The sequence below is a fragment of the Acidimicrobiales bacterium genome (assembly GCA_035630295.1).
Taxonomy (GTDB): Bacteria; Actinomycetota; Acidimicrobiia; order Acidimicrobiales; family Iamiaceae; genus Iamia.
This window is the reverse complement of sequence record DASQKY010000042.1, coordinates 334,829-360,124: the sequence shown is the minus strand read 5'-3', so window position 1 is coordinate 360,124 and position 25,296 is coordinate 334,829. Positions and strand designations below refer to the sequence as shown.

19 protein-coding genes and 1 pseudogene are annotated in these 25,296 nt (G+C 76.1%); 7 read left to right on the top strand and 13 right to left on the bottom strand.

What is annotated here, in order from left to right:
• Positions 1 to 16 precede the first annotated feature (16 nt).
• The 3 genes and pseudogenes from VEW93_11925 to cysS form a co-directional block, all read right to left on the bottom strand.
• A pseudogene (locus tag VEW93_11925) lies at positions 17 to 193 on the bottom strand (type II toxin-antitoxin system PemK/MazF family toxin).
• 463 nt (positions 194 to 656) lie between these two features.
• Positions 657 to 1,892, bottom strand: a complete 1,236-nt coding sequence (locus VEW93_11920; GenBank protein ID HYI62499.1) for an acyl-CoA dehydrogenase family protein — start codon at positions 1,890 to 1,892, stop codon at positions 657 to 659.
• A gap of 361 nt (positions 1,893 to 2,253) precedes the next feature.
• Positions 2,254 to 3,690, bottom strand: coding sequence for a cysteine--tRNA ligase (gene cysS / locus VEW93_11915; GenBank protein ID HYI62498.1), 1,437 nt, complete (start codon positions 3,688 to 3,690; stop codon positions 2,254 to 2,256).
• 100 nt (positions 3,691 to 3,790) lie between these two features.
• On the opposite strand from cysS, the gene valS reads away from it, so the two are divergent.
• Entirely contained in the window at positions 3,791 to 6,388 is a 2,598-nt protein-coding gene (valS, locus tag VEW93_11910; protein ID HYI62497.1) for a valine--tRNA ligase, read from the top strand.
• 15 nt (positions 6,389 to 6,403) lie between these two features.
• On the opposite strand, the gene VEW93_11905 is transcribed toward valS, so the two are convergent.
• The 5 genes from VEW93_11905 to VEW93_11885 all read right to left on the bottom strand — a co-directional run bounded on the left by VEW93_11905 (position 6,404) and on the right by VEW93_11885 (position 10,316).
• Positions 6,404 to 7,756, bottom strand: a complete 1,353-nt coding sequence (locus tag VEW93_11905) for a family 43 glycosylhydrolase (GenBank protein HYI62496.1) — start codon at positions 7,754 to 7,756, stop codon at positions 6,404 to 6,406.
• Positions 7,753 to 8,373, bottom strand: a complete 621-nt coding sequence (locus VEW93_11900) for a hypothetical protein (GenBank protein ID HYI62495.1) — start codon at positions 8,371 to 8,373, stop codon at positions 7,753 to 7,755. The genes VEW93_11905 and VEW93_11900 overlap by 4 nt, the downstream gene beginning before the upstream one ends.
• A gap of 217 nt (positions 8,374 to 8,590) precedes the next feature.
• Positions 8,591 to 8,902: a hypothetical protein gene (locus VEW93_11895; GenBank protein ID HYI62494.1), complete on the bottom strand. Its 312-nt coding sequence runs from the start codon at positions 8,900 to 8,902 to the stop codon at positions 8,591 to 8,593.
• Between the two features lie 74 nt (positions 8,903 to 8,976).
• Entirely contained in the window at positions 8,977 to 9,963 is a 987-nt protein-coding gene (locus tag VEW93_11890) for a mechanosensitive ion channel family protein (GenBank protein HYI62493.1), read from the bottom strand.
• A 59-nt stretch (positions 9,964 to 10,022) separates the two neighbouring features.
• Positions 10,023 to 10,316 (bottom strand): hypothetical protein, encoded by a 294-nt coding sequence (locus VEW93_11885; GenBank protein ID HYI62492.1) that lies wholly within the window; start codon positions 10,314 to 10,316, stop codon positions 10,023 to 10,025.
• 118 nt (positions 10,317 to 10,434) lie between these two features.
• Between VEW93_11885 and VEW93_11880 the strand changes: the two genes are divergently transcribed.
• Positions 10,435 to 11,037, top strand: a complete 603-nt coding sequence (locus tag VEW93_11880; protein ID HYI62491.1) for a TetR family transcriptional regulator — start codon at positions 10,435 to 10,437, stop codon at positions 11,035 to 11,037.
• Positions 11,038 to 11,157: 120 nt separating this feature from the next.
• On the opposite strand, the gene VEW93_11875 is transcribed toward VEW93_11880, so the two are convergent.
• Together VEW93_11875 and VEW93_11870 are read right to left on the bottom strand one after the other, a co-directional pair.
• The gene (locus VEW93_11875) at positions 11,158 to 11,928 is read right to left on the bottom strand and encodes an FKBP-type peptidyl-prolyl cis-trans isomerase (GenBank protein HYI62490.1); all 771 of its coding nucleotides are present in this window, start codon (positions 11,926 to 11,928) and stop codon (positions 11,158 to 11,160) included.
• 98 nt (positions 11,929 to 12,026) lie between these two features.
• A complete protein-coding gene (locus VEW93_11870; protein ID HYI62489.1) occupies positions 12,027 to 12,410 on the bottom strand; it encodes a hypothetical protein in 384 nt (127 codons plus the stop codon).
• 129 nt (positions 12,411 to 12,539) lie between these two features.
• Between VEW93_11870 and VEW93_11865 the strand changes: the two genes are divergently transcribed.
• Together VEW93_11865 and VEW93_11860 are read left to right on the top strand one after the other, a co-directional pair.
• The gene (locus tag VEW93_11865) at positions 12,540 to 14,093 is read left to right on the top strand and encodes an NAD(P)/FAD-dependent oxidoreductase (GenBank protein HYI62488.1); all 1,554 of its coding nucleotides are present in this window, start codon (positions 12,540 to 12,542) and stop codon (positions 14,091 to 14,093) included.
• Positions 14,094 to 14,119: 26 nt separating this feature from the next.
• Positions 14,120 to 15,073, top strand: coding sequence for a hypothetical protein (locus VEW93_11860; GenBank protein ID HYI62487.1), 954 nt, complete (start codon positions 14,120 to 14,122; stop codon positions 15,071 to 15,073).
• Between the two features lie 36 nt (positions 15,074 to 15,109).
• Here the strand turns inward: VEW93_11860 and VEW93_11855 are convergent, their stop codons facing one another.
• The 3 genes from VEW93_11855 to VEW93_11845 are packed head-to-tail and all read right to left on the bottom strand — an operon-like array spanning position 15,110 to position 17,835.
• Positions 15,110 to 16,153: an alcohol dehydrogenase catalytic domain-containing protein gene (locus VEW93_11855; protein ID HYI62486.1), complete on the bottom strand. Its 1,044-nt coding sequence runs from the start codon at positions 16,151 to 16,153 to the stop codon at positions 15,110 to 15,112.
• 54 nt (positions 16,154 to 16,207) lie between these two features.
• Positions 16,208 to 16,951: an acyl-CoA dehydrogenase family protein gene (locus tag VEW93_11850; protein HYI62485.1), complete on the bottom strand. Its 744-nt coding sequence runs from the start codon at positions 16,949 to 16,951 to the stop codon at positions 16,208 to 16,210.
• Positions 16,952 to 16,953: 2 nt separating this feature from the next.
• Positions 16,954 to 17,835 (bottom strand): acyl-CoA dehydrogenase family protein, encoded by an 882-nt coding sequence (locus tag VEW93_11845; GenBank protein ID HYI62484.1) that lies wholly within the window; start codon positions 17,833 to 17,835, stop codon positions 16,954 to 16,956.
• A gap of 83 nt (positions 17,836 to 17,918) precedes the next feature.
• On the opposite strand from VEW93_11845, the gene VEW93_11840 reads away from it, so the two are divergent.
• From VEW93_11840 to VEW93_11830, 3 genes are read left to right on the top strand one after another with little or no spacing between them, the layout of a single operon-like run.
• Positions 17,919 to 18,368 (top strand): heme-binding domain-containing protein, encoded by a 450-nt coding sequence (locus tag VEW93_11840; protein HYI62483.1) that lies wholly within the window; start codon positions 17,919 to 17,921, stop codon positions 18,366 to 18,368.
• A gap of 48 nt (positions 18,369 to 18,416) precedes the next feature.
• On the top strand, positions 18,417 to 21,638 hold the full coding sequence (locus tag VEW93_11835) for a PD-(D/E)XK nuclease family protein (protein HYI62482.1): 3,222 nt from the start codon (positions 18,417 to 18,419) through the stop codon (positions 21,636 to 21,638).
• Positions 21,631 to 25,188 (top strand): UvrD-helicase domain-containing protein, encoded by a 3,558-nt coding sequence (locus tag VEW93_11830; protein HYI62481.1) that lies wholly within the window; start codon positions 21,631 to 21,633, stop codon positions 25,186 to 25,188. The genes VEW93_11835 and VEW93_11830 overlap by 8 nt, the downstream gene beginning before the upstream one ends.
• Positions 25,189 to 25,296 lie beyond the last annotated feature (108 nt).

Below are 25,296 nucleotides of genomic sequence, written 5' to 3'. Positions count from 1 at the left end.
ACGCTGGGCCCGCCGGTCAGCGAAGCCCGAGGACGGTGGTCAAGGCATCGTCGATGCCCCACAGCTCTTCCCGGCCGAGGTGTCCGACCAGGGCACCGAGCCGAGCCACGTCCACCGCACCGACCTGCTCGACCAGGACCCGGGTGGTCTCGCCCTCGACGTCGACCTCGGGTCGGAACGAGGCGGGCCGAGCGCTGCGGGAGGTGGCTCAGAACATGGCGGCGGTCGTAGGCCCAGGGCACCGTGCGCCTCGCAGGTCGGATGGTCAGTGGATCTAGCGGCACTGCCGGCCGACCATTTGGCCTCAGCAGTTCAGCCACCGCCGGTTCAGCTTGCATCTGGTGGCGACCGTTCGTGCACCGCGGCGTCTAGTTCGTCCCGCAGGCCGTCCAGGGTCACCAGGTTGAGGTTCAGCACCCTTGGCCGACCCCGGGACGGCCTGCCTTCGTGGACCGCGCCACCTGGCAGGCGGCGCGTGACGAGCTCCTAGCGGCCGCCAAACATCTGCTCGCCGCCTCGCATTGCTGGGAGGAGCCCTCCCAGAGGTCGGTCGAGGGGCCTGAGGAAGCTGTACCCCAGCCCTTCCATTCTCTGCGGTCGGAACATCCTCCATCCGACCCCACCGGCGTAGGAACCCAGGCCGGAGGCGAGACCGACTATTCGATCCTCAGGCCGCTGATGGCTCGGGCGATGACGAGCTGCTGGATCTGCTCGGTGCCCTCGAAGATGTCGTAGATCTTGGCGTCGCGGTGCCAGCGCTCCACGGGGTACTCGCGGACGTAGCCGTAGCCGCCCAGGATCTGGATGGCCCGCTCGGTGGCCCACACCGCCACCCGACCGGCCTTCAGCTTGGACTGGCTGCCTTCGGCGTTGACGTAGGTGCCGTTGCGGGACAGCCACGCCGCCCGCCACACCAACAGCCGGGCGGCGTCGATCTCGGTGATCATGTCGGCCAGCATGAAGGCGATGGCCTGGTTCTCGATGATGGCCTTGCCGAAGGCCCTGCGCTCCTGGGCGTACTGCAGCGAGTACTCGTACGCCGCCCGGGCGATGCCGATGGCCTGGGCCCCCACCGCCGGGCGGGTGGCCTCGAAGGTGGCCATGGCCGGCTGCTTGCCCGACCCGGCGGCCTTCTGCGGGTTGGCCTTGGCCTCGCGGGCCCGGGCCAGCTTCTCGTCCAGCTTCTCCTTGCCCCCGAGGAGGCAGTGGCCGGGCACCCGCACGTCCTCCAGCACGACCTCGGCGGTGTGGCTGGCCTTGATGCCGAGCTTCTTGTACTTCTGGCCCTGGGAGAGGCCGGGCGTGTTGGGCGGCACGATGAAGCTGGCCTGGCCCCGGCCCTTGAGCTCGGGGTCGACGGCCGCCACCACCACGTGGATGTCGGCGATGCCGCCGTTGGTGATCCACGCCTTGGTGCCGTTCAGCACCCACTCGTCCTTGGCCTCGTCGTAGACGGCCCGGGTCCGCAGCGACGACACGTCGGACCCGGCGTCGGGCTCGGACACGCAGAACGCCCCCAGGGCGATCTTCTCCGGGGTGCCGTAGCACTGGGGCACCCACTCGACCAGCTGCTCGGGCGTGCCGTTGCCGGCGATGCCCGCCGCGGCCAGGCCGGTGCCGAAGATGGACAGGCCGATGCCGGCGTCCCCCCAGAACAGCTCCTCCAGGGCCACCGGCATGGTCAGCCCGGTGGGGTCGCCCATCATGGCCTGGGCCATGAAGTCGAAGCCGTAGAGGCCGATCTTGGCCGCCTCCTCCACGATGGGCCACGGGAACTCCTCCCGCTCGTCCCACTCCTCGGCTGCCGGGCGCACGACGCCCTCGGCGAAGTCGTGGATCCACTTCTGGAGCTGGAGCTGGTCCTCGTTGAGGGCGAGGGAGAACTCGGACATCGGGCCCCTCCCGGGGTGGGGTGGCGAGACGGCGGATGTTACCGCTCGGTAACCGAGGCTAGGGCTCCCACGGACCGAGGCGCCAGCCGCGCTCTGCCCGGCCGGCCTCGACCGAACCGGGCCGTGGAACGCCGAACGGATTGGCAGGAGGCGCCCGGGGGAAGGCGAACCTCCCACCGGCCGTCCGTCCCGACCGCACCCGCCGACCCCCGGTGGGCAGTCGGGCCCCTGCCCCGGCGGCGGCCTCGTCCCCTAGATCCCGGATCCCCCCGGACCACCTCGGCGCCGTCGCTCCCGCGGCGGCGCCGAGGCGCGAACGCACCCGACGGGGGCGCCACGGGCAGGAGGGGACGGCGAGGGGTCAGCGACGGCGCCAGGTGGCGCCGGTCGGGGTGTCGACCACCTCGACGCCCTCGGCGGCCAGCTCGTCGCGGATGCGGTCCGAGGTGGCGAAGTCCCGGGCCGTCCGGGCTGCGGCCCGCTCGGCCACCAGGGCGTCGATGCGGGGATCGGACCCGGTGTCGGCCCCGGGGGCGGCGGCCTCGGCCAGGCCGAAGCCCAGGGCCCGGTCAGCGTCGACCAGGAAGGCCCACAGGTCGGCCGGTCCCAGGTCGTCCGAGCGGATCGCCTCCCACACCACGGCCAGGGCCTGGGGGGCGTTCAGGTCGTCGGCCAGGGCGGCCCAGAACCGGCGGCGGTACGGCTCGATCCGGGCCGGGTCCGTCTCGCCCCCGGCCTCCCGGGCCGCCACCGCGTGGCCCACCAGACGACGCAGGGCGGTCCCGGCTGCCTCCACCGCCTCGAAGGAGAAGGCCTGCTTCTGGCGGTAGTGGGCCTGGAGGAAGAAGTAGCGGTAGGCCAGCGGGTCGATGCCCCGCTCCACCAGCGAGTCGACCACCAGCACGTGGCCCTTGGACTTGGAGACCTTCTCTCCCCCCAGGTCGAGGAACTCGTTGTGGAGCCAGGTGCCGACCCAGGGGTGCACCCCGAGAGCGCACTCGCTCTGGGCCACCTCGTTGGTGTGGTGGACCCGCACGTGGTCGATGCCGCCGGTGTGGATGTCGAAGCGGGTGCCCAGGTACTCGGTGGCCATGGCCGAGCACTCGATGTGCCAGCCCGGGAAGCCCCGCCCCCAGGGCGAATCCCACTCCTGCTGGCGCCGCACGCCCGGCGGGGTCAGCTTCCAGAGGGCGAAGTCGGCCGGGTGGTGCTTGGCCTCGATGGCGTCGATGCGCCCAGTGGCCTCCAGGTCGTCCAGGCGGAGGCCGGCGAACTCGGCGTAGCGGGGGAAGGTGGAGGTGTCGAAGTAGACCCCGTCGTCGATGACGTAGGTGTGGCCGGCCGCCTCCAGGGCCTGCACCATGGCGACCTGCTGGGGGATGTGGTCGGCGGCCCGGGGCACCACGTCGGGCTCCAGGCAGCCCAGGCGGCGCCGGTCGGTGGCCCACTGCTCGGTGTAGCGGGCGGCGATCTCAGCCGCGGTCTCCCCCGAGGCGGCGGCGGCCCGCTCCAGCTTGTCCTCGCCCTCATCGGCGTCGGACACCAGGTGGCCCACGTCGGTGATGTTGGTGACGTAGGTGACCTGGTGGCCGGCGGCCGCCAGCACCCGGCGCAGCAGGTCGGGGTAGAGCTGGGGTCGCATGTTGCCCAGGGTCTGGGGGGCGTAGACGGTGGGCCCGCAGGTGTAGATGCCCACCCGGCCCTCGACCAGGGGCACGAAGGGGCGCACCTGGCGGGTCCGGGTGTCGTGGAGGCGGATCTCCTCCAACCCCGGCGGGGGCGTCCCCTCAGCAGCCATCCCCCGATCATGGCCCATCCCGCCACCACCGCCCGCCGCGGACCGGCACCCACCGGCAACCGGTTCGGAGGGGGTTCGGAGCGGTCGGTACGTTTGGCGGATGCCTGCTGCCGCCGAGCCGACGCCCCGACCCGGGCGCGCCGTCCCCGACAAGCCCGCCCTGGAGGGGCTGGAGGCCCGTTGGAGCCAGCGGTGGGAGGAGGACGGGACCTACCGCTTCGCCGGCGACCGGCCCCGGGACGAGGTGTACTCCATCGACACCCCGCCGCCGACGGCGTCGGGTTCGCTCCACGTCGGCCACATCTTCAGCTACACGCACACCGACGCGGTGGCCCGGTACCAGCGCATGCGGGGCAAGGACGTCTTCTACCCCATGGGCTGGGACGACAACGGCCTGCCCACCGAGCGCCGGGTCGAGAACTACTACGGGGTCACCTGCGACCCCACCGTCGCCTACGACCCCGACTTCACCCCCCCGGCCGAGGCGGCCAAGAAGCGGCAGGACTTCGTGGCCATCAGCCGCCGCAACTTCATCGCCCTGTGCCACGACCTCACGGCCGAGGACGAGAAGGTCTTCGAGCAGCTGTTCCGCCTGGTGGGCCTGAGCGTCGACTGGTCGCTTCAGTACACGACGGTCGGCGAGGGCACCCAGCGGATCAGCCAGCGGGCCTTCCTGCGCAACCTGGCCCGGGGCGAGGCCTACTCCCAGGAGGCGCCCAGCCTCTGGGACACGACGTTCCAGACGGCGGTGGCCCAGGCCGAGCTGGAGGACCGGGAGCGCCCGGCCGCCTACCACGACATCGCCTTCCAACGGTCCGACGGGGAGGGCGAGGTCGTCATCTCCACCACCCGGCCCGAGCTGCTGGTGAGCTGCGTCGCCCTGGTCGCCCACCCCGACGACGAGCGCTACCAACCGCTGTTCGACCGGACGGTGACCACGCCCGTCTTCGGCGTCGAGGTCCCCATCCGGGCCCACGCCCTGGCCCAGCCGGACAAGGGCACCGGCATCGCGATGATCTGCACCTTCGGCGACACCACCGACGTGACCTGGTGGCGCGAGCTCGACCTGCCGACCCGCGCCGTCATCGGCAAGGACGGGCGCTTCGCCTTCGAGCCGCCGGCGTGGCTGGAGGCCGACGGCGCCCGGGAGGCCTACGGCCGCTTCGCCGGCAAGGCCAGCGGCGGCGCCCAGCAGGTCATGGTCGAGCTGCTGCGAGAGGCCGACGCCCTCCAGGGCGAGCCCGAGAAGGTCACCCACCCGGTGAAGTTCTACGAGAAGGGCGACAAGCCGCTGGAGATCGTCACCACCCGGCAGTGGTACATCCGCAACGGCGGCCGCTCCCCGGAGCTGCGCGACGCGCTGGTGGCCCGGGGCCGCGACCTGGCCTGGCACCCCGAGTACATGCGACACCGGTACGAGAACTGGGTCGAGGGCCTCAACGGCGACTGGCTGGTCTCCCGGCAGCGCTTCTTCGGCGTGCCCGTCCCCCTCTGGTACCGGCTCGACGCCGGCGGCGCCCCCCAGCACGACGACCCGCTCGTCCCCGACGACGACGCCCTCCCCATCGACCCGCAGTCGCACGTCCCGCCCGGCTACACCGACGACCAGCGCGACCAGCCCGGCGGGTTCACCGGCGACCCCGACATCTTCGACACGTGGGCCACGTCGTCGCTCACGCCCCTGCTGGCCTGCGGCTGGGAGGACGACCCCGACCTCTTCGCCCGCACCTACCCCATGGACCTGCGCCCCCAGGCCCACGACATCATCCGCACCTGGCTGTTCTCCACCGTCGTCCGGGCCCACTTCGAGACCGACACCCCCCCGTGGCGCAACGCCGCCCTGTCGGGCTGGATCCTGGACCCCGACCGCAAGAAGATGTCGAAGTCCAAGGGCAACGTGGTGGTCCCCCTGGACCTGCTCCAGCAGCACGGCTCCGACGCCGTGCGCTACTGGTCGGCCAGCGGCCGGCCCGGCACCGACACCGCCTTCGACCCCGGGCAGATGAAGGTCGGTCGCCGCCTGGCCATCAAGATCCTCAACGCCAGCCGCTTCGCCCTGAACCTGGGGCCGGCCCCGGACGGCGCCACTCCCACCGAGGCCCTCGACCGCTCGGTCCTGGCCGCCCTGGCCGACCTGGTGGACGAGGCCACCCGGGCCTTCGACGGCTACGACTACGCCCGGGCCCTGCAGCGCACCGAGACGTTCTTCTGGTCGTTCTGCGACGACTACCTGGAGCTGGTCAAGACCCGGGCCTACGGCGAGGACCCCGACGACGCGGGAGCGGCGTCGGCCCGGGCCACCCTGGAGCTGGCCCTGTCGGTCCTGCTCCGGCTGTTCGCCCCCGTCCTGCCGTACGCCACCGAGGAGGTCTGGTCGTGGTGGCAGGAGGGCTCGGTCCACCGGGCCCCGTGGCCCGAGGCCGCACCCCTGCGGGCCGCCGCCGGCCCGGCCGACCCGTTGGTCCTGGAGGTGGCGGGGGCCGTCCTGGGCGAGGTCCGCAAAGCCAAGTCCGACGCCAAGCGCTCCATGCGGGCCGAGGTGGCCACGGTCGAGGTGGTCGACGACCCGGCCCGCCTGGCCGCCCTGGAGGCCGCGGCCCACGACGTCCGCGACGCCGGTCGCATCGCCGAGCTGGCCTGGCGTGCGGCCGCCGACGGCGCCGAGGCCACCGTCACCGCCACCCTGGCCCCCGAGTAGCCCGACCGGCTCCGGTCACGACAGGGTCGGGCCCTCCGGGGTGAGCTCGAGGGTGGCCACGTGCAGGCGCCGCGGGTTGGAGGGGCCGACGGCGCCGCCGTCCCAGCCGGCGTAGGCCACCTTCACCGCCCCGCCGGTGGCGCGGAACACCTCGGCCCCGCCGGGTCCGGCCACCCGCTCGGTGGAGCGCAACAGGACGTTGTCGCCCTCGGGCTTGGCGCACGGGCCCAGCGGGCCCAGGCAGGTGGCGTAGCCCACGGCGTAGCGGTCGGTGCTCCAGGCGTTGCCCGAGTAGAGCAGCAGCCAGGTGGCGCCCACCCGGACCATCGACGGGGCCTCCACCGTGCGCCCCTCCCACTCCCGGTCGGTGCCGACCAACAGGGCCGGCAGCCACTCCCGCCGGGTGCCGGTGGGGTCCAGGGGCTGGGCCCAGATCTGGGCCGTGCCGCCGATCGTCTCCCCCTCGCTCTTCCAGGTCAGGAACAGGTTGCCCTTCTCGTCCCGGTAGGTGCTGGCGTCGATGGCGCCGCCCAGGTCGGGCTGGCACAGCAGGGGGGCGGTGGACCGGTCGACGTACGGGCCCTGCGGGGTGGCCGAGGTGGCCACGCTCACGCACTGGAGGTTCGAGGCCACGTCACGCACGGCGTAGTACAGGGCGTAGCCCGATGCCGCCCGGGCCACCGACGGGGCCCACGTGTACCCGGGGCGGGCCCACGACGCCACCGCCATGAGGGCCGAGCCCCGGATCGACCAGTCGGCCAGGTCGGTGGAGGTGAGGACCTGCACGGTGCCGGCCGGCCCGTTGGTGGCGAAGGCGTAGTACGTGCCGTCGACCTCCACCACCGAGGGGTCGGGGAAGTCGAAGGGGTGGACGGCGTCGACGATGCCGTCGGCCAGCTCCTCGGCCTGCCGGCACCCCTGGCGGCCCTGCTCCAGGGCCACCGTGGACGCCGCCGGGTCGCCGGCCACCAGCGCGGCCCGGGCCGAGTCGAGGGTCTGCACGCAGGCCCGCAGGATGCCGATCTGGCGCAGCTGCTCGCCGCTGAGGGTGGTGAGCTCGATCAGGGCGGCCTGGGACCGCTCCAGGCGCCCCTGCAGGTCGGCCAGGTCGGCGATGGCGGTCTCGATGCGCTCGGCCCCGGCCCCGTGCCGCGCCGCCAGGGCCCGGTTGGCGGTGGTGAACGACTCGATGCGAGCCAGCCGGCCCTCGGCCCGGTCCGCCTCCCACCGGTCGGCCTGGGCCGCGGCCCGGTCCCCGTCCCGAGCCCCCTCGGCGTCGGCCCGCTGGCGCAGGCTGCTCACGGTGGCCGCGGTGGCCGCCACCACCAGCACGACGGCCACCACCTGGGCCAGGCGCCGCCGCCTCACCCGCCCTGTCCCTCGACCACCGCCAGCAGGGACCGGCAGGTGGGACTGATGCCGGGCACCACCGTGCCCGGGAAGACGGTGGCCAGGAAGGCGGCGTCGACCAGGGGTCGGACCTCGGCCAGGCAACCCTCCAGCTGGGGCAGGTCGACGGCCTGCTGCTCCACCTCGGCGCCGACGCCCCGCTGCTCGGCCTCGACCGCCTCGGTGGACCGCTGGGCCGCGGCCACCTCCTCCTCCAGGGCGTCCTCGGCCAGCTGGAGCTCGGCCAGGCGGGCCCGCTGGACGCTGCGGGCCGCGGTGGCCTCGGCGGCGGCGCCGTAGGACTCGTCCAGGGGGCCGAGCGCCCCCTCGACCTGCTCCTCGACCCGCGTCCGGTGGGCGGCCGCGGCACCGGCCTCGGCCCGGGCCAGGTCGGCCTGGCGGCGGGCGTCGGCCGCGGCCTGGCGGGCGGCCACCGGGACGGCCACCACCACGGCCAGGGCCAGCGCACCGGCCGCGGCGCGGGCCAGCCGGCGGAGCCGCGGCCGGCGGGGCGAGGCCGGGACCTGGCCCTCGGTCAGCTCGGGCGCCGGGCCGGACGGGTCCGGGGCCAGGCGCGGCTCATCGATCAGCGCCACCGCGCCACCGTCGTCCACCACGCCTCGCTCACCGTCCTCTCACCGACCCGTCGGGGCCAGTCTCGCCCACCGGGCCCGCCGCGGCGGCGCGCCCTGCCCCCCAATGGCGCCCGAAGGGCCGTTCCCTTGCTGGTGATCGCGTCCACATCCCCTCAGACGTTCGGGACGGCCCTCTGGTTCGACCCGGCGAGCAGAAGTCGCGCCGGAGAGAGGCGCCCTAGGTGGGCAGGGCCCCGGCCTGGAGCCCGAGCACGACGGCCACCACCAGGCCGACGACGGCCCCCACCACCAGGGGGGCCAGCACCCACTTGGGGTCCTCGACCGGGTGGTCGCCGTGGTCGTCGTGGCCGGCGTCGTGGTCCCCGTGGCCGTCGACGTGGTCGTCGGGGGCGTGGCCCTCCTCGGGCGCCGCCGGCGAGACGTGGCCGGGGCCGTGCCGGGCCTCGTCCAGGTCGACGTTGCTTGCCCCCACGTCCTCGACCGGCTCCTCGGCCTGGTCGGGGCGGGGATGGATCGTCTCGTCGGCCATCGCCGGGCGACGCTAGCGGCGGGGCCGCCGCAGGCGCACACCGGTCGGTGCCCCGGCGGGCCCCGCTCGACCGCTCAGGGGGGCGGCGGGCCGGGCATGGCCGGGAGGGTGGCCATCTCCACGCCGGCGTCGGTGAGCGCGGCCCGGATCTCCTGGCGCAGCGCCCGGAGCACCTTCCACTGCGAGCCCGGCGTCACCTTGACCACCATCCGGAGGGTGACGCCCTGGGGGGTCAGGGCCTCGACCCCCCAGATCTCGGCCTCGCCCGTCACGTCGCCGGCCAGGTCGGGCCGCCCCGCCACCCCGTCGGCGGCCTCCTTCATCACGCCCAGGGCTCGGTCGACGTCGGTCCCGTGGGCCACCACGATGTCGAGCACGGCCCGGGCCCACTGCTGGGACTGGTTGCCGACCCGCAGGATCTCGCCGTTGGGCACGTGCCACACGGTGCCGTTGACGTCCCGCAGGCGGGTCGTCCGCAGGTTGACCGCCTCGATGGTGCCCACCGCCTCGCCCAGGTCCACCGAGTCGCCCACGCCGTACTGGTCCTCGATGAGGATGAAGGTCCCGGCCAGGAAGTCCCGCACCAGGCTCTGGGCCCCGAAGCCCAGGGCGACACCGACCACCCCGGCCCCGGCGATGAGCGGGCCCAGGTTCAGGCCCAGGACGTCCAGGGTGTAGACGGCGGCGAAGACGTAGACCACGCCGGTCGAGACGCTGCGCAGGACGCCGCTGATGGTCTCGGCCCGGGCCGCCGAGCGCACGCTGGGGACCTGGGCGCTGACCAGGATGTTGGGGGCCCGCTCCCGGGCCCGCCGCAGCCGCCCCGAGTGGGCCGAGCCGACCAGCTTCTCGGAGAAGCGGCGGATCATGCGCCGCACCACCTTGGCGATGACCCAGGCCATGGCCCAGATGACCAGGATGCGCAACGGCTTGTCGACCAGCCAGCTGGCGACGTCGGACCACGCCTCGCTGCCGGTGCGCTCGAACACCGCCTCGCAGACGGCACCGGGCGACTCGCCGCAGGCGGCCTCCAGCCCTCCGTCGACCTGTCCGATCACCATGACCGCCGCGACCCTAGGCCGCCCGCGGCCGGAGGCGGACGACCGGGCACCGTCGCTCGTCAGGCCCCGGGGGGCGGGCCCGCCGGGCGACGCTCGAAGGCCCGGGCCACGGCGGCCACCAGCCGCACCGCCGGGTGGTAGCGCACGATGACCTCGACCACCCGGGTGACGGTGTCGGTCGCCGGGGGCCGGAGCAGGACGGCCCGGGCCTCGGCCGCCCGCCGGAAGGCGTTCGGGTCTCCGCCCACGTCGGGGTGGCGGCCCCGGGCGGCACGCCGGAAGGCCCGTTCGACGTCGTCGGCCGAGGCCCCCGCCGAGAGCTCCAGCTCACGTGCCGCTTCGAGCCGGTCCACAGGCCCGAACGGTAGCGGTGCGCTGGGCCGACGGCCGGTTGGGAGCGCCTGTCGGCGGCGGCAAGATGTCACCGCCGGTAGCACTTCGCGCGCGGAGAAGGCGGGTTACGGTGTCGCCATGGTTGCGACTCAGATGGGCCTTCGGGCGCGAAAAAAGCAAGCGACGGCGACTGCGCTTCAGCAGTCGGCGCTCGAGCTGTTCCTCGCTCGAGGCTACGACGAAACGACGGTGCAGGACATCACCGACGCCGCCGGGGTCTCGCAGCGGACCTTCTTCCGCTACTACCCAACCAAGGACGCCGTGCTCCTCACCGAGCACGCCCGGCGCGAGCAGTCGCTCCGGGAGCTCTTGGCGGGTCGGTCGGACGAGGCCGTGGGGGAGCTGGTCCGGGCGGCGGTGTCCCACTTGGTGGCCGACATCGAGGAACGGCGGGACCTGATGAAGGTCCAGAGCCAGGTGTTCCTCACCGTGCCGGTCCTGGCCGACCGCTTCGCCGGCCACCACGACCGGCTGGCGGCCATGCTGGCCGAGCACGTGGCCGGCACCCTCGGCGTCCGGGCCGGCGACGACCCCCGCCCCCACCTGGTGGGGGCCCAGGTGGTCCAGGTGTGGACGACGGCCACCACCATGTGGCTCGACGACGATCACGCCGGGGACCTGGCCGCCATCGCCGAGCGGGTGCTCACCGCCGCCCGCAACGATCCCGCTCTCATCGGCTGAACCCCGGCCTCCGGGCCGTGACACCGCCTCCCGAGCCCCCCTCTCCCCATCGGGTTCCCTCCCGGGAGGGCGAGGGGGCGTTCGGCGCGCCCGGCCCGAGGGCCGGCGCGCCCGCCTCCACTACTCGGCGGGACGCTCGCGGGGCGGGTCGGTCGAGCTGGTCGTCGTCGACTCGGGAGCCGTGGTGCCCGACCCCTCGGCCGGGGCCGTCGTGGCGCCCCCCTCGGCGGGAGCGGTGGTCGACCCGCCCTCGGCGGGAGCGGTGGTCGCGCCACCCTCGGCCGGGGCGGAGGTGGAGGTCGGGGTGTCGGTGACGTCCACCAGGTCGATCACGAAGACCAGGGCCTCGCCGGGGGGGATGCCCTGGTTGCCCTGCTCCCCGTAGGCCAGGTCGCCCGGGATGACCAGCATGCGCCGGCCGCCGACCTTCATGCCGGGGATGCCCTCGATCCAGCCCTGGATCAGCCCGCCCTCGGTGAGGGGGAACTCGGTGGGCTCACCCCGGTCCCAGGAGGAGTCGAACTGCGTCCCGGTCGAGCAGGCGATCCCGATGTAGTGGACCTTGATGGTCTTGCCCAGGGCGGCCTCGGCCCCGGTCCCGGGGGTGATGTCGGTGGACTCCAGCTCGGCCGGCACCTCGCCGACCGGCATCTCGACCTCGGGCTTGCCCTCGGCCTCCGGGACGTCGGTGGCCTCCTTGCACGGCTTGCCGCTGGCGTCGGCCAGGGTGGTGGGCGCCACCTGGGTGGGCAGCGACTTGTCCTTCTCGGCGTCGGCCACCACGTTGCCGCCGGAGTCGTCGCTGCAGGCGCCCAGCACGAGGGCCAGGGTGGCGGCGGCGGCCAGGGCGAGCAGGCGGCGGCGGGCGGGGTGGTGCGAGGTGGCAGGCATCGGCCCGGGACCCTACCGGCCGGCGCCGGCCGCCGGTAGGCGGGCGCCCGCCGGCGCCGGGGCCCGGGGGTCGCCGGTCGTGCGGCGGGGCCGGGCCCTCAGCCGGCCCGGCGCAGGCCCAGGGCGCTCTTCCAGCCCAGGGCGGCGGCCGGCACGGCGATGGCCACGGTGGCCAGCCGGCTCCGGCCGTCGAGGTCCCGGCGATAGGCCACGGCGGTGACGGCATCGGCCGTGTCGGCCAGGGCCCCCGCCTGCACCCAACGGGCCGCGGCCTCGTCGTCCTCGGAGGTGAGGGCCATGTAGGCCCCGGCGCCCAGGACGGCATCGCGGATGCCGAAGGCCCGCAGCCACCACACGTACGGGACCTGGGGGTCGCGGCCGTCGCCGGTGCGGCGGGTGAGGAGGCGGGGGGCGAGGAGCATGAGCAGCCCGAAGGCCACCCGGCTGAGCGCCACGCCCCGGGCGATGGTGCGGTCGTCCATGGGCGGGCATCCTAGGCCCGCCCCTGTGACATGGGTCCCGAGCCGTTGTCGGGGTCCGGCCCGCGGGGTATTACTAGCGGTAACACCTTGGCGCCGGCCCGGCGCCCGACTCCGGGAGCCCCCCTCACCGTGACCGTCACCGAGCGCCCCGCCCCGCCGCCCGCCGCCGCCTCCCCCCCGGACGGCGCCGGGGGCGGTGCCGGGCCCCGCCACCACCGGATCGCCATCGTCGGCACCGGCTTCGCGGGCCTGGGGATGGCCATCCGGCTGGCCGAGGCGGGCATCGACGACGTGGTGGTGCTGGAGCGGGCCTCCGAGGTGGGGGGCACCTGGCGCGACAACCACTACCCGGGCTGCGCCTGCGACGTGCCCTCCCACCTCTACTCGTTCTCCTTCGCCCCCAACCCGGACTGGACCAACACCTACTCGCCCCAGCCCGAGATCGAGGCCTACCTGCAGCGGTGCGCCGAGCGCCACGGCGTGCGCGACCGCATCCTGTGGGGCGCCGAGGTGCTCGAGGCCCGCTGGGACGAGGCCGGCCAGCGCTGGCACCTGGCCACCCCGGTGGGCGAGGTCACCGCGGACGTGGTCATCAGCGGCAACGGCCCCCTCAGCGAGCCCAACGTCCCCGCCCTGCCCGGCATCGAGCGCTTCGAGGGCACCGCCTTCCACTCGGCGGCCTGGGACCACGACCACGACCTCACCGGCCGCAAGGTGGCGGTGATCGGCACCGGCGCCTCGGCCATCCAGTTCGTGCCCCAGATCCAGCCCCGGGTCGAGCAGCTCACCGTGTTCCAGCGCACGCCCCCGTGGGTCATGCCCCACCCGGCCCGCGACGTCAGCGAGCGGGAGCGCCGGCTCTACCGGCGGGTGCCCCTGGCCCAGAAGGCGGTGCGGGCCGGCGTCTACTGGGCCCGTGAGCTGTTCGTCCTCGGCTTCCGCCACCCCCGGGTCATGGCCCTGGCCGAGAAGGCGGCCCGCGACCACCTCCGCAAGCAGGTGCCCGACCCCGAGCTGCGGGCCCGGCTCACCCCCGACCACTCCATCGGCTGCAAGCGCATCCTCCCGTCCAACCGCTGGCTGCCGGCCCTCTCCCAGCCCAACGTGGACGTGGAGACCAGCGGCGTGACCGAGGTGCGGGAGCGCTCGATCGTCACCGGGGAGGGCCGCGAGGTCGAGGTCGACACGCTCATCTACGGCACCGGCTTCCACGTCACCGACAACCCCTTCGCCGAGCGGGTCCGGGGCGTGGGGGGCCGCACCCTGGCCGAGGCGTGGGACGGCGGCGTGCAGGCCTACGTGGGCAGCACGGTGGCCGGCTTCCCCAACCTGTTCCTGCTCATCGGGCCCAACACCGGCCTCGGGCACTCGTCCATGGTGTTCATGATCGAGTCCCAGATCACCTACGTGCTCGACGCCCTGCGCCGCATGGAGCGCGACGGCATCGGCCGGGTCGAGGTCCGCGGCGAGGCCGTGGAGGCCTACAACGACGAGATCCAGAGCCGCCTGGAGGGCACGGTGTGGATGTCGGGCTGCGCCTCCTGGTACCTCGACGACACCGGGCGCAACACCACCCTGTGGCCCGGGTTCACCTGGCAGTTCCGCCTCCGCACCCGCCGCTTCGACGCCGAGGCCTACGACCTGGCCCCGGCCCGCCGGCCGGCGGTGGTGGCCGACGGCTGAGGCCGGCGAGCCGGCAGACTGGGGCCATGACGCTCACCGATCCCCCGGGCCCGGGGCTGGCGGTCGGCCCCGCGGTCGAGGACTGGACCGGCGACGCCCGCTTCCACGAGTACACCCGGGCCGCCAACCCGGTGGGCCGCACCACGCCCCTCGTCCCGGTGGCCACGTTCCCGGCCCGACTCCACCGCGACGCCCCCACCGGCGTCATCCCCCTGGACCTGTCCGGCCCGCTGGGCATCGACCGGGGACCGGCCACCAGCCCGGCCCTGCTGGCCAGCTTCGTGCGCATCCGGGCCGGCGAGGAGGTGGCCACCGCCCCGGTCGCCACCTCCGAGCTGTACGTGGTCATGGAGGGCCGCGGCACGTCCGAGATCGACGGCGGGAGCCTGGCCTGGGAGCGGGGCGACGTGATGGCGCTGCCTGCCGGCTGCCGGTCGACCCACCGGGCCGGCACCGACGCCACCCTCTACTGGGTCACCGACGAGCCGCTGCTGCGGTACCTGGGCGTGGCCCCCACCGAGCGGCGCCTGCGGCCCACCCTGTTCCCGGCCGCCCGGTGCGCCGAGGAGCTGGCCCGGGTGGCGGCCGAGCCCGGGGCCGAGCGCCGCAACCGGGTCAGCGTGCTGCTGGCCAACGCCGAACAGGATCAGACCCTGACCGCCACCCACGTGCTGTGGGCCATGGTCGGCCTGCTGCCGGTGGGCGCGGTGCAGCGACCCCACCGCCACCAGTCCGTGGCCCTCGACCTCATCCTCGACTGCGCGCCCGGCTGCTACACGCTGGTCGGGCCCCGCCTCTCCGCCGGCGGCGAGATCGTCGAGCCCCAGCGGGTCGACTGGGAGCCGGGCGGAGCCTTCGTCACCCCTCCGGGCTGGTGGCACGCCCACCACAACGAGTCCGGCGTCGAGGCCCACCTCCTGCCCGTCCAGGACGCCGGCCTCCACACCTACCTGCGCACCCTCGACATCCGCTTCACCTAGGGGGGCGGCCGGCCGGCGGTGGGCCCTGGCTGTCGCTCAGGGCACGACCACGGCCCGGCCGGTGAGGGTGCCGGCGTCGAGGGCGGCGTAGGCCTCGGCCACCCGAGCCAGGGGGTACTCGTCCACGTCGACGCGGACCCGGCCCTCGGCGGCCAGGGCCACCACCGCCTCGGCGTCGGCCCGGGCCGAGCCCTGCACCGTGCTGATGGTGGCCTCCCGGGGCAGGCCCCCGAACCAGGGCCGGGGGTACCCGCCGCCCGCCGCCCCGACCAGGACGAAGGCCCCGCCCCGGCGCAGGGCCCGCATCCCGGCGGCGATGGTGGCGTCGGTGCCCACCACGTCGATCACCGCGTCCACGCCGTCCAGCCCGTCGGCGGCGTGGCCCCGCAGCACCCGGTGCAATCGCTCCGCCGCCCCGTCCACCACCTCGTGGGCCCCCAGGGCCCGGGCCCGGTCCCGGCGGGCGGGGTCCAGGTCGACGGCCACCACCCGGGCGCCGGTGACGGCCCGGAGGATCTGCACCGCGAGGCCGCCCAGCCCACCGACCCCGATGACCACGGCCACCGCACCGGGGCCCAGCGCCGGGCCGACCCGGCGCACGGCGTGGAACGAGGTGGCCCCGGCGTCGGTCAGGGGCCCGGCGTGCCGGGGGTCGAGCCCGCCGAGGGGCAGCACCTCCCGGGGGTGGTCGACCCGCACGTAGCGGGCCAGCCCCCCGTCCCGGCCATAGCCCCGGCCGGTGTCGCCGTGCGGGCAGGCCGAATCGCGGCCGGCCCGGCAATGGGCGCAGGCCCCGCAGGACGAGGGCGAGGTGAGGGCCACCGGGTCGCCCACGGCCAAGCCCCCGACCCCGGCCCCCACGGCCGCCACCCGCCCGGCGGTCTCGTGGCCCAGGGTGAAGGGCACCCGCCAGCCCAGGGCCCGGCCCACCTCGGCCGGCATGGCCGCCATGGCCAGGTCGGAGTGGCACAGCCCGCACCCGGCCACCTCGACCAGGACCTGCCCGGGCCCCACCTCGGGCACCGGCACCTCGACCAGCTCGGGCGCCCGCCCCCAGGCCACGATGCGGTACGCCGCCATGGCCTCACCCACGACGACCGACCACCGCCCGCCCCGGCCGCCGGCGGGCCACGGTCACGCCGGCCAGGCGCGGGCCACGATGGCGCCGGTGTCGACCCCGGGCGGGAGGGTGCCCAGGGCCAGGCCACCGTCGCCGGCCAGGCGGGAGGCGCAGAAGGCGTCGGCCACCGGGCCCGGGGCGTGGCGCACCAGCAGGGAGCCCTGGAGGGCCAGGGCGGCCCGTTCCACGATGCGGCGGGCCCGGCCCTCCATCCCCTCCAGGTCGGCCAGCTCGGCGTGGAGGTCGGCCACCGCCCGATCCAGCCTGGGGTCGGCCCCCTGAGCCAGGTCCAGCTCGGCCAGCAGGGCCTCGACCGACTCGGGCTCGCGGGCCGCGGCCCGCAGCACATCCAGGCACATGACGTTGCCGGAGCCCTCCCAGATGCCGTTGAGGGGCGACTCCCGGAACAGGCGGGGCATGGGCGACTCCTCGACGTAGCCGGCCCCGCCCAGGCACTCCAGGGCCTCGGCCGTCACCATCGGGGCCCGCTTGCAGATCCAGTACTTGGCCACCGCGGTGGCGATGCGGGCGAAGGCGCCCTCGCCCCGGTCATAGGCCCCGGCCAGGCGCAGCATGGTGGTGGTGGCCGCCTCGGACTCGACGGCCAGGTCGGCCAGCACGTTGGCCATGAGGGGCTGGTCGGCCAGCCGCCGGCCGAAGGCCGAGCGGTGCCGGCTGTGGTGCACGGCCTGGCTCAGGCCGGCCCGCATCTGGCCCGTCACCCCGATCACGCAGTCGAGCCGGGTGTGGTTGACCATGGTCAGGATGGTGCGGATGCCCCGCCCCTCCTCCCCACCAGGGTGCCCAGGGCGCCGTCCACCTCGATCTCGCTGGAGGCGTTGGAGCGGTTGCCCAGCTTGTCCTTCAGCCGTTGGATGGCGATGGCGTTGCGGGTGCCGTCGGGCAGCCAGCGGGGCACCGCGAAGCACGACAGGCCGGCGTCGGTCTGGGCCAGCATGAGGAACAGGTCGCTCATGGGCGCCGAGCAGAACCACTTGTGGCCCACCAGGGCGTACTCGGCCCCGGGCCCGCCACCGTTGGTGGCCGTGGCCCGGGTGGTGTTGGCCCGGACGTCGGAGCCGCCCTGCTTCTCGGTCATGGCCATGCCGGCGATGGCGCCCACCTTGTCGCCCACCGGGCCGGGGGCCGGGTCGTAGGTGCGCGACGTCAGCTTCGGCTCCCACACCGCGGCCAGCTCGGGCTGGGCCCGGAGGGCGGGGACGATGGAGTAGGTCATCGACACCGGGCACCCGTGGCCGGCCTCCACCTGGGTCCACAGGGCGAACTTGGCGGCCCGGGTGACGTGCGGGGCGGGGCCCGGGTCGGCCCACGGCGCGCCGGCCAGGCCCTCGCCCACGGCCACCTCCAGCAGCTCGTGGTAGGAGGGGTGGTAGTCCACGGTGTCGACGCGGTGGCCGTAGCGGTCGTGGGTGCGCAGCTCGGGACCGAAGCGGTTGGCGGTCTCGCCGGCCCGGATCCAGCGGGCCTCGCCAGCCAAGGCGCCCACCCGCCGCACCTCGGCCCCCCGGTCGGCGGCCCCCTCCCGGGCCACCCCCTCCATCAGGGCCCGGTCGAGCTGGGCGGCATCGTGGCCCTCCAGGGGCGGTGGCTGGTTGAGCACCTCGTGGGTGGCGGTGGCCATGCCCCGTGTCTACCGCGGGTCCCTACGGCCGCGCCGTCGAGCCCACGTCTGCGGGGGGAGCCGAGCGGGCATACCGTCGAGCGATGGCACGACTGGGCCGGCTGCGGCGACCCCTCCTGATCGCCGCCGGTGGGATGCTGGTGGTGGTCCTGGCCCTGCAGCTGGTGCCCTACGGGTGGACCAAGTCCAACCCGCCGGTCACCGAGGACGCCCCCTGGCCCTCGGCCCAGGCCGAGGCCATCGCCCGGAGCTCCTGCTACGACTGCCACAGCAACGAGACCGACTGGCCGCCGTACTCGTACGTGGCCCCCATGTCGTGGCTGGTGCGCCGCGACGTGGAGGGCGGCCGGGAGGAGCTGAACTTCTCCGAGTGGGACCGCGACGACGGCGAGGCCGACGACGCCGCCGAGTCGATCGAGGACGGCTCCATGCCCCTGGCCAACTACACCCGCATCCACCGCGACGCCGGCCTCACCGACGCCGAAGCCGCCCTCCTGGTCGCCGCCCTGGAGCAGATGGACGACGAGGGCTGACGGCCCCGCCGGGCGGGCCTGTCCCACCCGCTGCATAGAGTGCGCGAGGTGGCCCCGATCGACCTGCGCCTGGTGCCGTACGGTCCCCCGGCGCTGGCCGCCCTGCGGGAGGCCGTGGCCCGGGCCAAGGTCGATGACCTGCTGGCCCCCACCACGGTCCTGGTCCCGTCCAACCACGTGGGCGTCACCGCCCGCCGGCGGCTGGCCGCCGGCCCGCTCGGGCCCCGGGGGCGGGGCCTGGCCGGTGCCACCTTCCTGACCCCCCACCGGCTGGCCGAGCTGCTGGGGGCGGCCACGCTGGCCGGCCAGGGCCGGCGCCCGGTCTCCACCCCGGTGCTGGCCGCCGCGGTGCGGGCCGCCCTGGCCACCGAGGCCGGCCTGTTCGCCGCCGTGGCCGACCACCCGGCCACCGAGGCCGCCCTGGTGGCCAGCTACCGCGAGCTGCGCGACGTCCCCCCCGCCGCCCTCTCGGCCCTGGCCGGGGCCGGGCCCCGGGCCGCCGAGGTGGTGCGCATCCACCGGGCGGCCCGCGCCGCCCTGGCCGAGCGCTGGTACGACGAGGAGGACCTGCTGGCCGCGGCCACCGACCGGCTGGCCGGCGAACCCCGGGCCGGGGCCGAGCTGGGCACCGTGGTCGTGCACCTCCCCCAGGCCCTCACCCTCCACGCCGCCGCCCTGCTCCGGGCCGTGGCCGCCGTGGCCCCCACCACGGTGGTGGCCGGCACCACCGGCGTGCCGGCGGCCGACGCCGAGGTGGCCGCCGCCCTGGCCCGACTGGGGCTCCCCGAGGTGGAGATCCCCACCGGCCCGCTCCCGGTGTCGCCCGAACGGACCCGGATCACCACCGCCTCCGACGCCGACGACGAGGTGCGGGCCGCGGTGCGGGCCGTGGTCGACGCGGCCCGGGCCGGGACCCCCCTCGATCGCATCGCCGTCCTGCACCCGGCGCCGGACCCCTACGCCCGCCTCCTCCACGAGCACCTGGAAGCGGCCGGCATCCCCCGCAACGGCGCCTCCCCCGCCCCCCTCTCGGCCCGGGCCGCGGGGCGCACCCTCCTGGGCCTGTTCGCCCTGGCCGACGCCGGCTGGCCCCGCAGCGGCGTCCTGGCTTGGCTGGCCGGCGCCCCGATCCTCCACGACGGGCGACCGGCGCCCGTCACCCGGTGGGAGCAGATGTCCCGGGACGCCGGGGTGGTGGGCGGCCGCGACCACTGGGACCGGCGCCTGGCCACCTGGGCCGACGAGCACGAGGCCGAGGCCCGGGCCCTGGCCGCGGCCCGGGGCGACGCCGGGCGCGTGGCCCAGCTCGAGCAGCGGGCGGGCCGGGGCCGGGCCCTGCGGGGCTTCGTCCTGGGCCTGATCGACGAGGTGACCCGGGCCGGGTCGCAGCCCCGCCCGTGGGGCGAGCACGCCCGCTGGGCCCGGCGCCTGCTCGACCGGCTGCTGGGCCCGGCCGCCCAGCGGGGCCCCTGGCCCGAGGGGGAGCGGCGGGCCGCCGAGCGGATCGAGGTGGCCCTCGACCGGCTGGGGGCCCTCGACGCGGTGGAGGGCCCGGTCCCCCTGGCCGTGGCCCGGCGCACCCTGGCCGTCGAGCTCGACACCGACTCCGGCCGGGTCGGTCGCCTGGGCGACGGCGTCCTGGTCGGCTCCCTGGCCATGGGCCTGGGCCTCGACCTGGACCTGGTGGTCGTGGTGGGGGGAGCCGAGGGCCTCCTGCCGGCCGCCCCCGGCGACGACTCGCTCCTGCCCGACGGCGAGCGCCGCGCCGCCGGGGGCACCCTGCCCCTGCGCCGGTCCGGCCTGGGGCGCCAGCACCGGCACCTGCTGGCCGCCCTGGCCGGGGCCCGGGCCCAGGTGCTGTCGGTGCCCCGGGGCGACCTGCGCCGCTCGGGCGAGCGGGTGCCGTCCCGCTGGGTGCTCGACGTGGCCTCCGCCCTGGCCGGCCAGCGGTGGTGGGCCGACGACCTGGCCGCGGCCGACGCCCCCTGGGTCCACCACGTGGCCTCCTTCGACGCCGGCCTCCGGGCCGCGGCCAGCCCGGCCACCGAGCAGGAGCACCGGCTGCGGGCCCTGCTGACCGCCGGAGCCGGCCCCCGCTCCCTCGACGCCGTGCGGGCCCTGGGCGACCCGGTGCTCTCGGCCGGGGCCGACCTGGTGGCGGGCCGGGCCAGCGACCGCCTCACCCGCTACGACGGCCGGCTGGCCGACCTGCCCGTCGCCTCCCCGGCCGACCCCGAGGGGGCCAAGGTGGCCTCGGCCACCGGGCTGGAGCGGTGGGCCCGCTGCCCCTTCGACCACTTCCTGCGCGACGTCCTGCGGGTGCGGGAGCTGGACAACCCCGAGGACGCCCTGGCCATCACCCCGGCCGACCGGGGCAGCGTCGTGCACGAGGTGCTGGAGCTGTTCGTGCGGGAGGTGCTGGCCCGGCCGCCGGCCGAGCGACCCGGCCCCGCGGACCGCTGGAGCGCGGCCGACCGGGCCCGGGTCCGGGAGCTGGCGGGCCAGGTCTTCGCGGCCTACGAGGCCATGGGCCGTACCGGCCGCACCCTGTTCTGGAACCGGGACCGGGAGCGGATCCTGGCCGACCTGGACGGCACCCTCACCTTCGACGAGGACGTGCGCCGGGTCCACGGCGGGCGGCACCTGGCCGCCGAGCTGGGCTTCGGCTTCGCCGACGACGGCGTCGAGGCCGTCGCCCTGCCCCTGCCCGACGGCCGCCACGTCCGGTTCCGGGGCAAGGCCGACCGCATCGACCTGACCGGCGACGGGGGCCTGCTGGTGGCGGACTACAAGACGGGCCGGGCCCAGGCCTACGCCGGCCTGTCCGAGGCCGACCCCGACCAGGGCGGCCGGCGCCTCCAGCTGGCGGTGTACGGCGCCGCGGCCCGGGCCGCCACCGGGCACCCCGACGGGCCGGTGCGGGCCGAGTACTGGTTCGTGTCCAGCCGCGGGCGGTGGGCCCGCCACGGCTACACCCTCACCCCCGAGGTCGAGGAGCGCATCAGCGACACCCTGGGCCTCATCGTGGAGGGCATCGAGGGCGGCCTGTTCGTCTCCCACCCCACCGACAACGACTCCTCCCCGTTCAACGACTGCTGGTCGTGCGACCCCGACTTCCTCGGCGTGGGCGACCTGCGCCGGGCCTGGGCGGCCAAGGCCGGCGACCCGGCCCTGGCCCCCTACCTGGCCCTCATCGACCCCGAACGCCGGACCGCCTCCGACACCAGCGGCGACGGCGACGGCGACGACCAGGGGAGCGACGGTGGCTGAGGCCCCGCCCCCCGACCAGGCCGCCCGCCACCGCATCGCCGGCGACCTGGGGCGCACCCTGTTCGTCGAGGCCGGGGCCGGCTCGGGCAAGACCACCGCCCTCGTCGACCGGGTGCGAGCCCTGGTCACCACGCCGGCCGACCCCGCCACCGGCCCCGACCCGGTGCCCCTCGGCGCGGTGGCCGCCATCACCTTCACCGAGAAGGCCGGGGCCGAGCTCCGCGAGCGGCTGCGCCAGGCCCTGGAACGGGTGGCGGTCGACGGGCCCGACCGGCCCGGGGCCGACGCCGCCCGCGCCGCCCTGGACGAGCTGGACGGGGCGGCCATCGGCACCCTGCACTCCTTCGCCCAGCGCATCCTGGCCGAGCACCCGGTGGAGGCCGGCCTCCCGCCCCGCATCGAGGTCCTCGACGAGGTCACCTCCGGCGTGCAGTTCGAGCGGCGCTGGGCCCGGTTCAGCGACGCGCTGTTCGAGGACCCGGCGTACGCCCGCACCCTGCTCCTGCTGTTCGCGGCGGGCGCCCGCGACAGCACCCCCCGGGCCCTGGCCCGGACCTTCGACACCAACTGGGACCTGGTCGAGGAGCGGGTGCCCGCGCACGCCGAGGCCCCGGGCCCGGTCACCGACCGGCTGGAGGCCGTGCTCGACCGCGTCGACACCGCCTGCCGGCAGGTCGAGCTGTGCCACGACCCCACCGACCTCCTGGCCGAGCGGCTGGGCCAGGTGGCCGAGTGGCTCCGGGGGGTGCGCGACGCGTCCGACGAGCTGGCGGCCCTGGAGGCGCTCCGGGCCGCCCGCGAGGCCAACCTGCCCAGCTTCCGGTGCCGGGGCGGCCGGGCCGGCAGCTGGTCCGTTCCGGTGGCGCGCGTGAAGGCCGACCTGGCCGAGGCGGGCGAGGCCATCGACACCGCCCTGGCCGGGGTGGCGACCGAGTGCGCCCACCACCTGGGCTCGGCCATCCGGGCCTTCACCCTGGCCTCGGCCGACGAGCGGCGCCGCGCCGGCCAGCTGGAGTTCCACGACCTGCTGGTCATGGCCCGCTCGCTGCTGCGCGACCCGGTCCACGGAGCCCGGGTGCGAACCGCCCTGCACCAGCGCTACCAGCGCCTGCTCCTCGACGAGTTCCAGGACACCGACCCCATCCAGATCGAGCTGGCGGTGCGCATAGCCGCCGCCGAGCCGGGCTCGGAGGCCGCCGGGTCCGCCCCCTGGGACGAGGTGGAGGTGGCGCCCGGCCGCCTGTTCGTGGTGGGCGACCCCAAGCAGTCCATCTACCGCTTCCGCCGGGCCGACGTGGCCCTGTTCCTGGCCGCCGCCGACCGCTTCGCCCCCCGGCCCGAGGGCCCGGTCTCCCTCACCGCCAACTTCCGCACCGGCGCCGGGATCATCGACTGGGTCAACACCACCTTCTCCGAGCTCCTCGACGAGGTGCCGGCCCACGACCTGCTGGTGCCGTCCCAGCCCGCCTACACCCCCCTCGACGCCGTCCGCCCCGACCCGCCGGTGGGCCCGGCGGTGGCCGTGCTGGGGCGTGCCGCCCACGAGCCCGGCACCCGCTCCGGGGCGGTGCGCACCGCCGAGGCGGCCGACGTGGTGGCCACGGTGCGGCGGGCCATGGCCGAGCGCTGGCAGGTCGACGACCGGCGGGGCGGGTGGCGGGACGCCACCCTGGGCGACGTCACCATCCTGGTGCCGGCCCGGACCTCGCTCCCCTACCTGGAGGACGCCCTGACCGAGGCCGGCATCGCCTACCGGGCCGAGGCCAGCTCGCTCGTCTACGCCACCCGGGCCGTGCGCGACCTGCTCATGGTGGCCCGGGCCGTGGCCGACCCCACCGACCACCTGCGCATCGTCTCGGCCCTGCGCACCCCCCTGTTCGGCTGCGGCGACGACGACCTGTTCCGCTTCAAGGTCGAGCGGGGCGGGCACTGGGGCTACCTGGGCCCCCAACCCGACACCGTGCCCGACGACGACCCGGTGGCCGCCGGCCTGGCCGCCCTGGCCCACTGGCACGACCGCCGGGCCTGGCTCAGCCCCTCGGCCCTGCTGGAGGACGTCGCCCGCCACCGGCGGGCCCTGGAGCTGGCCTTCGCCGAGGGTCGCCCCCGCGACGTGTGGCGGCGCCTCCGCTTCGTCATCGACCAGGCCCGGGCCTGGTCCGACGCCACCGGCGGCAACCTGCGCGACTACCTGGGGTGGATCGGGCACCAGACCGTGGAGGGGGCCCGGGTGGCCGAGGCCGTCCTGCCCGAGACCGACGACGACGCGGTGCGGATCATGACCATCCACGCGGCCAAGGGCCTGGAGTTCCCCATCACCATCGTGTCGGGCCTCTCGTCCACCCCCGGCTCCGGGCCCCGGGCCGGCGACGCCCGGTTCCCCCCCGAGGGCGGCGTGGCCTACTACCTGGGCAAGCACGCCGAGACCCCGGAGTTCACGGCCAGCCGCCCTCTGGACGAGCAGATGGGCTTCGACGAACGGGTCCGCCTCCTGTACGTGGCGGCCACCCGGGCCCGCGACCACCTGGTGGTCTCCCTCCACCGGGCCGGGCGGAAGCGGCCCCCGTCGTCGCCGGCGTCCCGGACCAACGCCGAGATCCTGGTCGACGGCATGGGCGAGCGCTTGGCCCGGCTGCCCGACGCCGCCGGGGACGGGCCCGCCCCGCCGACCCCTCCGGCCGCCCCCCCGGTGGCCCCGCCGGCCCCGTTCGCCACCTGGCGGGCCGAGCACCAGGCCGCCCTGGCCGCCGCCGGCCGGCCCACCACCGTGTCGGCCACCGCCCTGACCGAGGAGGGCGGGCCCGAGGTGGAGCCGCCCGAGCCGGCAGGGCCCGAGGACGAGCCCGCCCCGCCCCCACCGGCCGGGCCGGAGGGGCAGCTGGCCCTGGACTTCTCCGGGCCACCCCGCCCCCCCGACCTCGACCGGGCGCCCGACGGGGCCGACGCCGGCCTGCGCAAGCGGCCCGGCGACCTGGACCGGCCCCCCTGGCTGAAGGGCCGCTACGGCACGGCGGTGGGCCGGGCGGTGCACGGCGTCCTCCAGACCGTGCCCCTCGACGCCGCCCCCGACGACCCGGCGGTGGCCGCCGCGGTGGCGGCCCAGTGCCAGGCCGAGGCCGTGCCCGACCGGGCCGCCACCGTGCAGGAGCTGGTGGGGCGGGCCCTGGGGTCGCCGTCGGTGCGGGAGGCGGCCGCCCGCCCCCACTGGCGCGAGATCTTCGCCTGCACGCCCGTGGGCGACGAGGACCGCCTGCTCGAGGGCTACGTCGACCTCCTGTACCGGGGGCCCGACGGGCTGGTGGTGGTCGACTACAAGACGGCCGGCACGGCCGAGCCGGCCGAGCTGGACCGGCGGGTCGACGGCTACCGCCGCCAGGGGGCGTCCTACGCCCTGGCCGTGGCCCGGGCCACGGCCGAGCCCGTGGTGCGGGTGACGTTCTGCTTCCTCACCCCCGACGGCGCCGTCGAGCGCCACCTCGACGACCTGGCCGCGGCGGTGGCCGAGGTGGAGGCGGCCGTGCGGGCCGGCACCGCCCTGGAGCTGGCCTGACCGCGGCCCGGTCAGGTCCCCCGGAGGAGGGCCCGCCAGGCCGCCACGTCCAAGGGCAGGCCCGGCCGGCCGTCACGTCCCCGACCCGACCCGCCCGGTGCCGGCCCA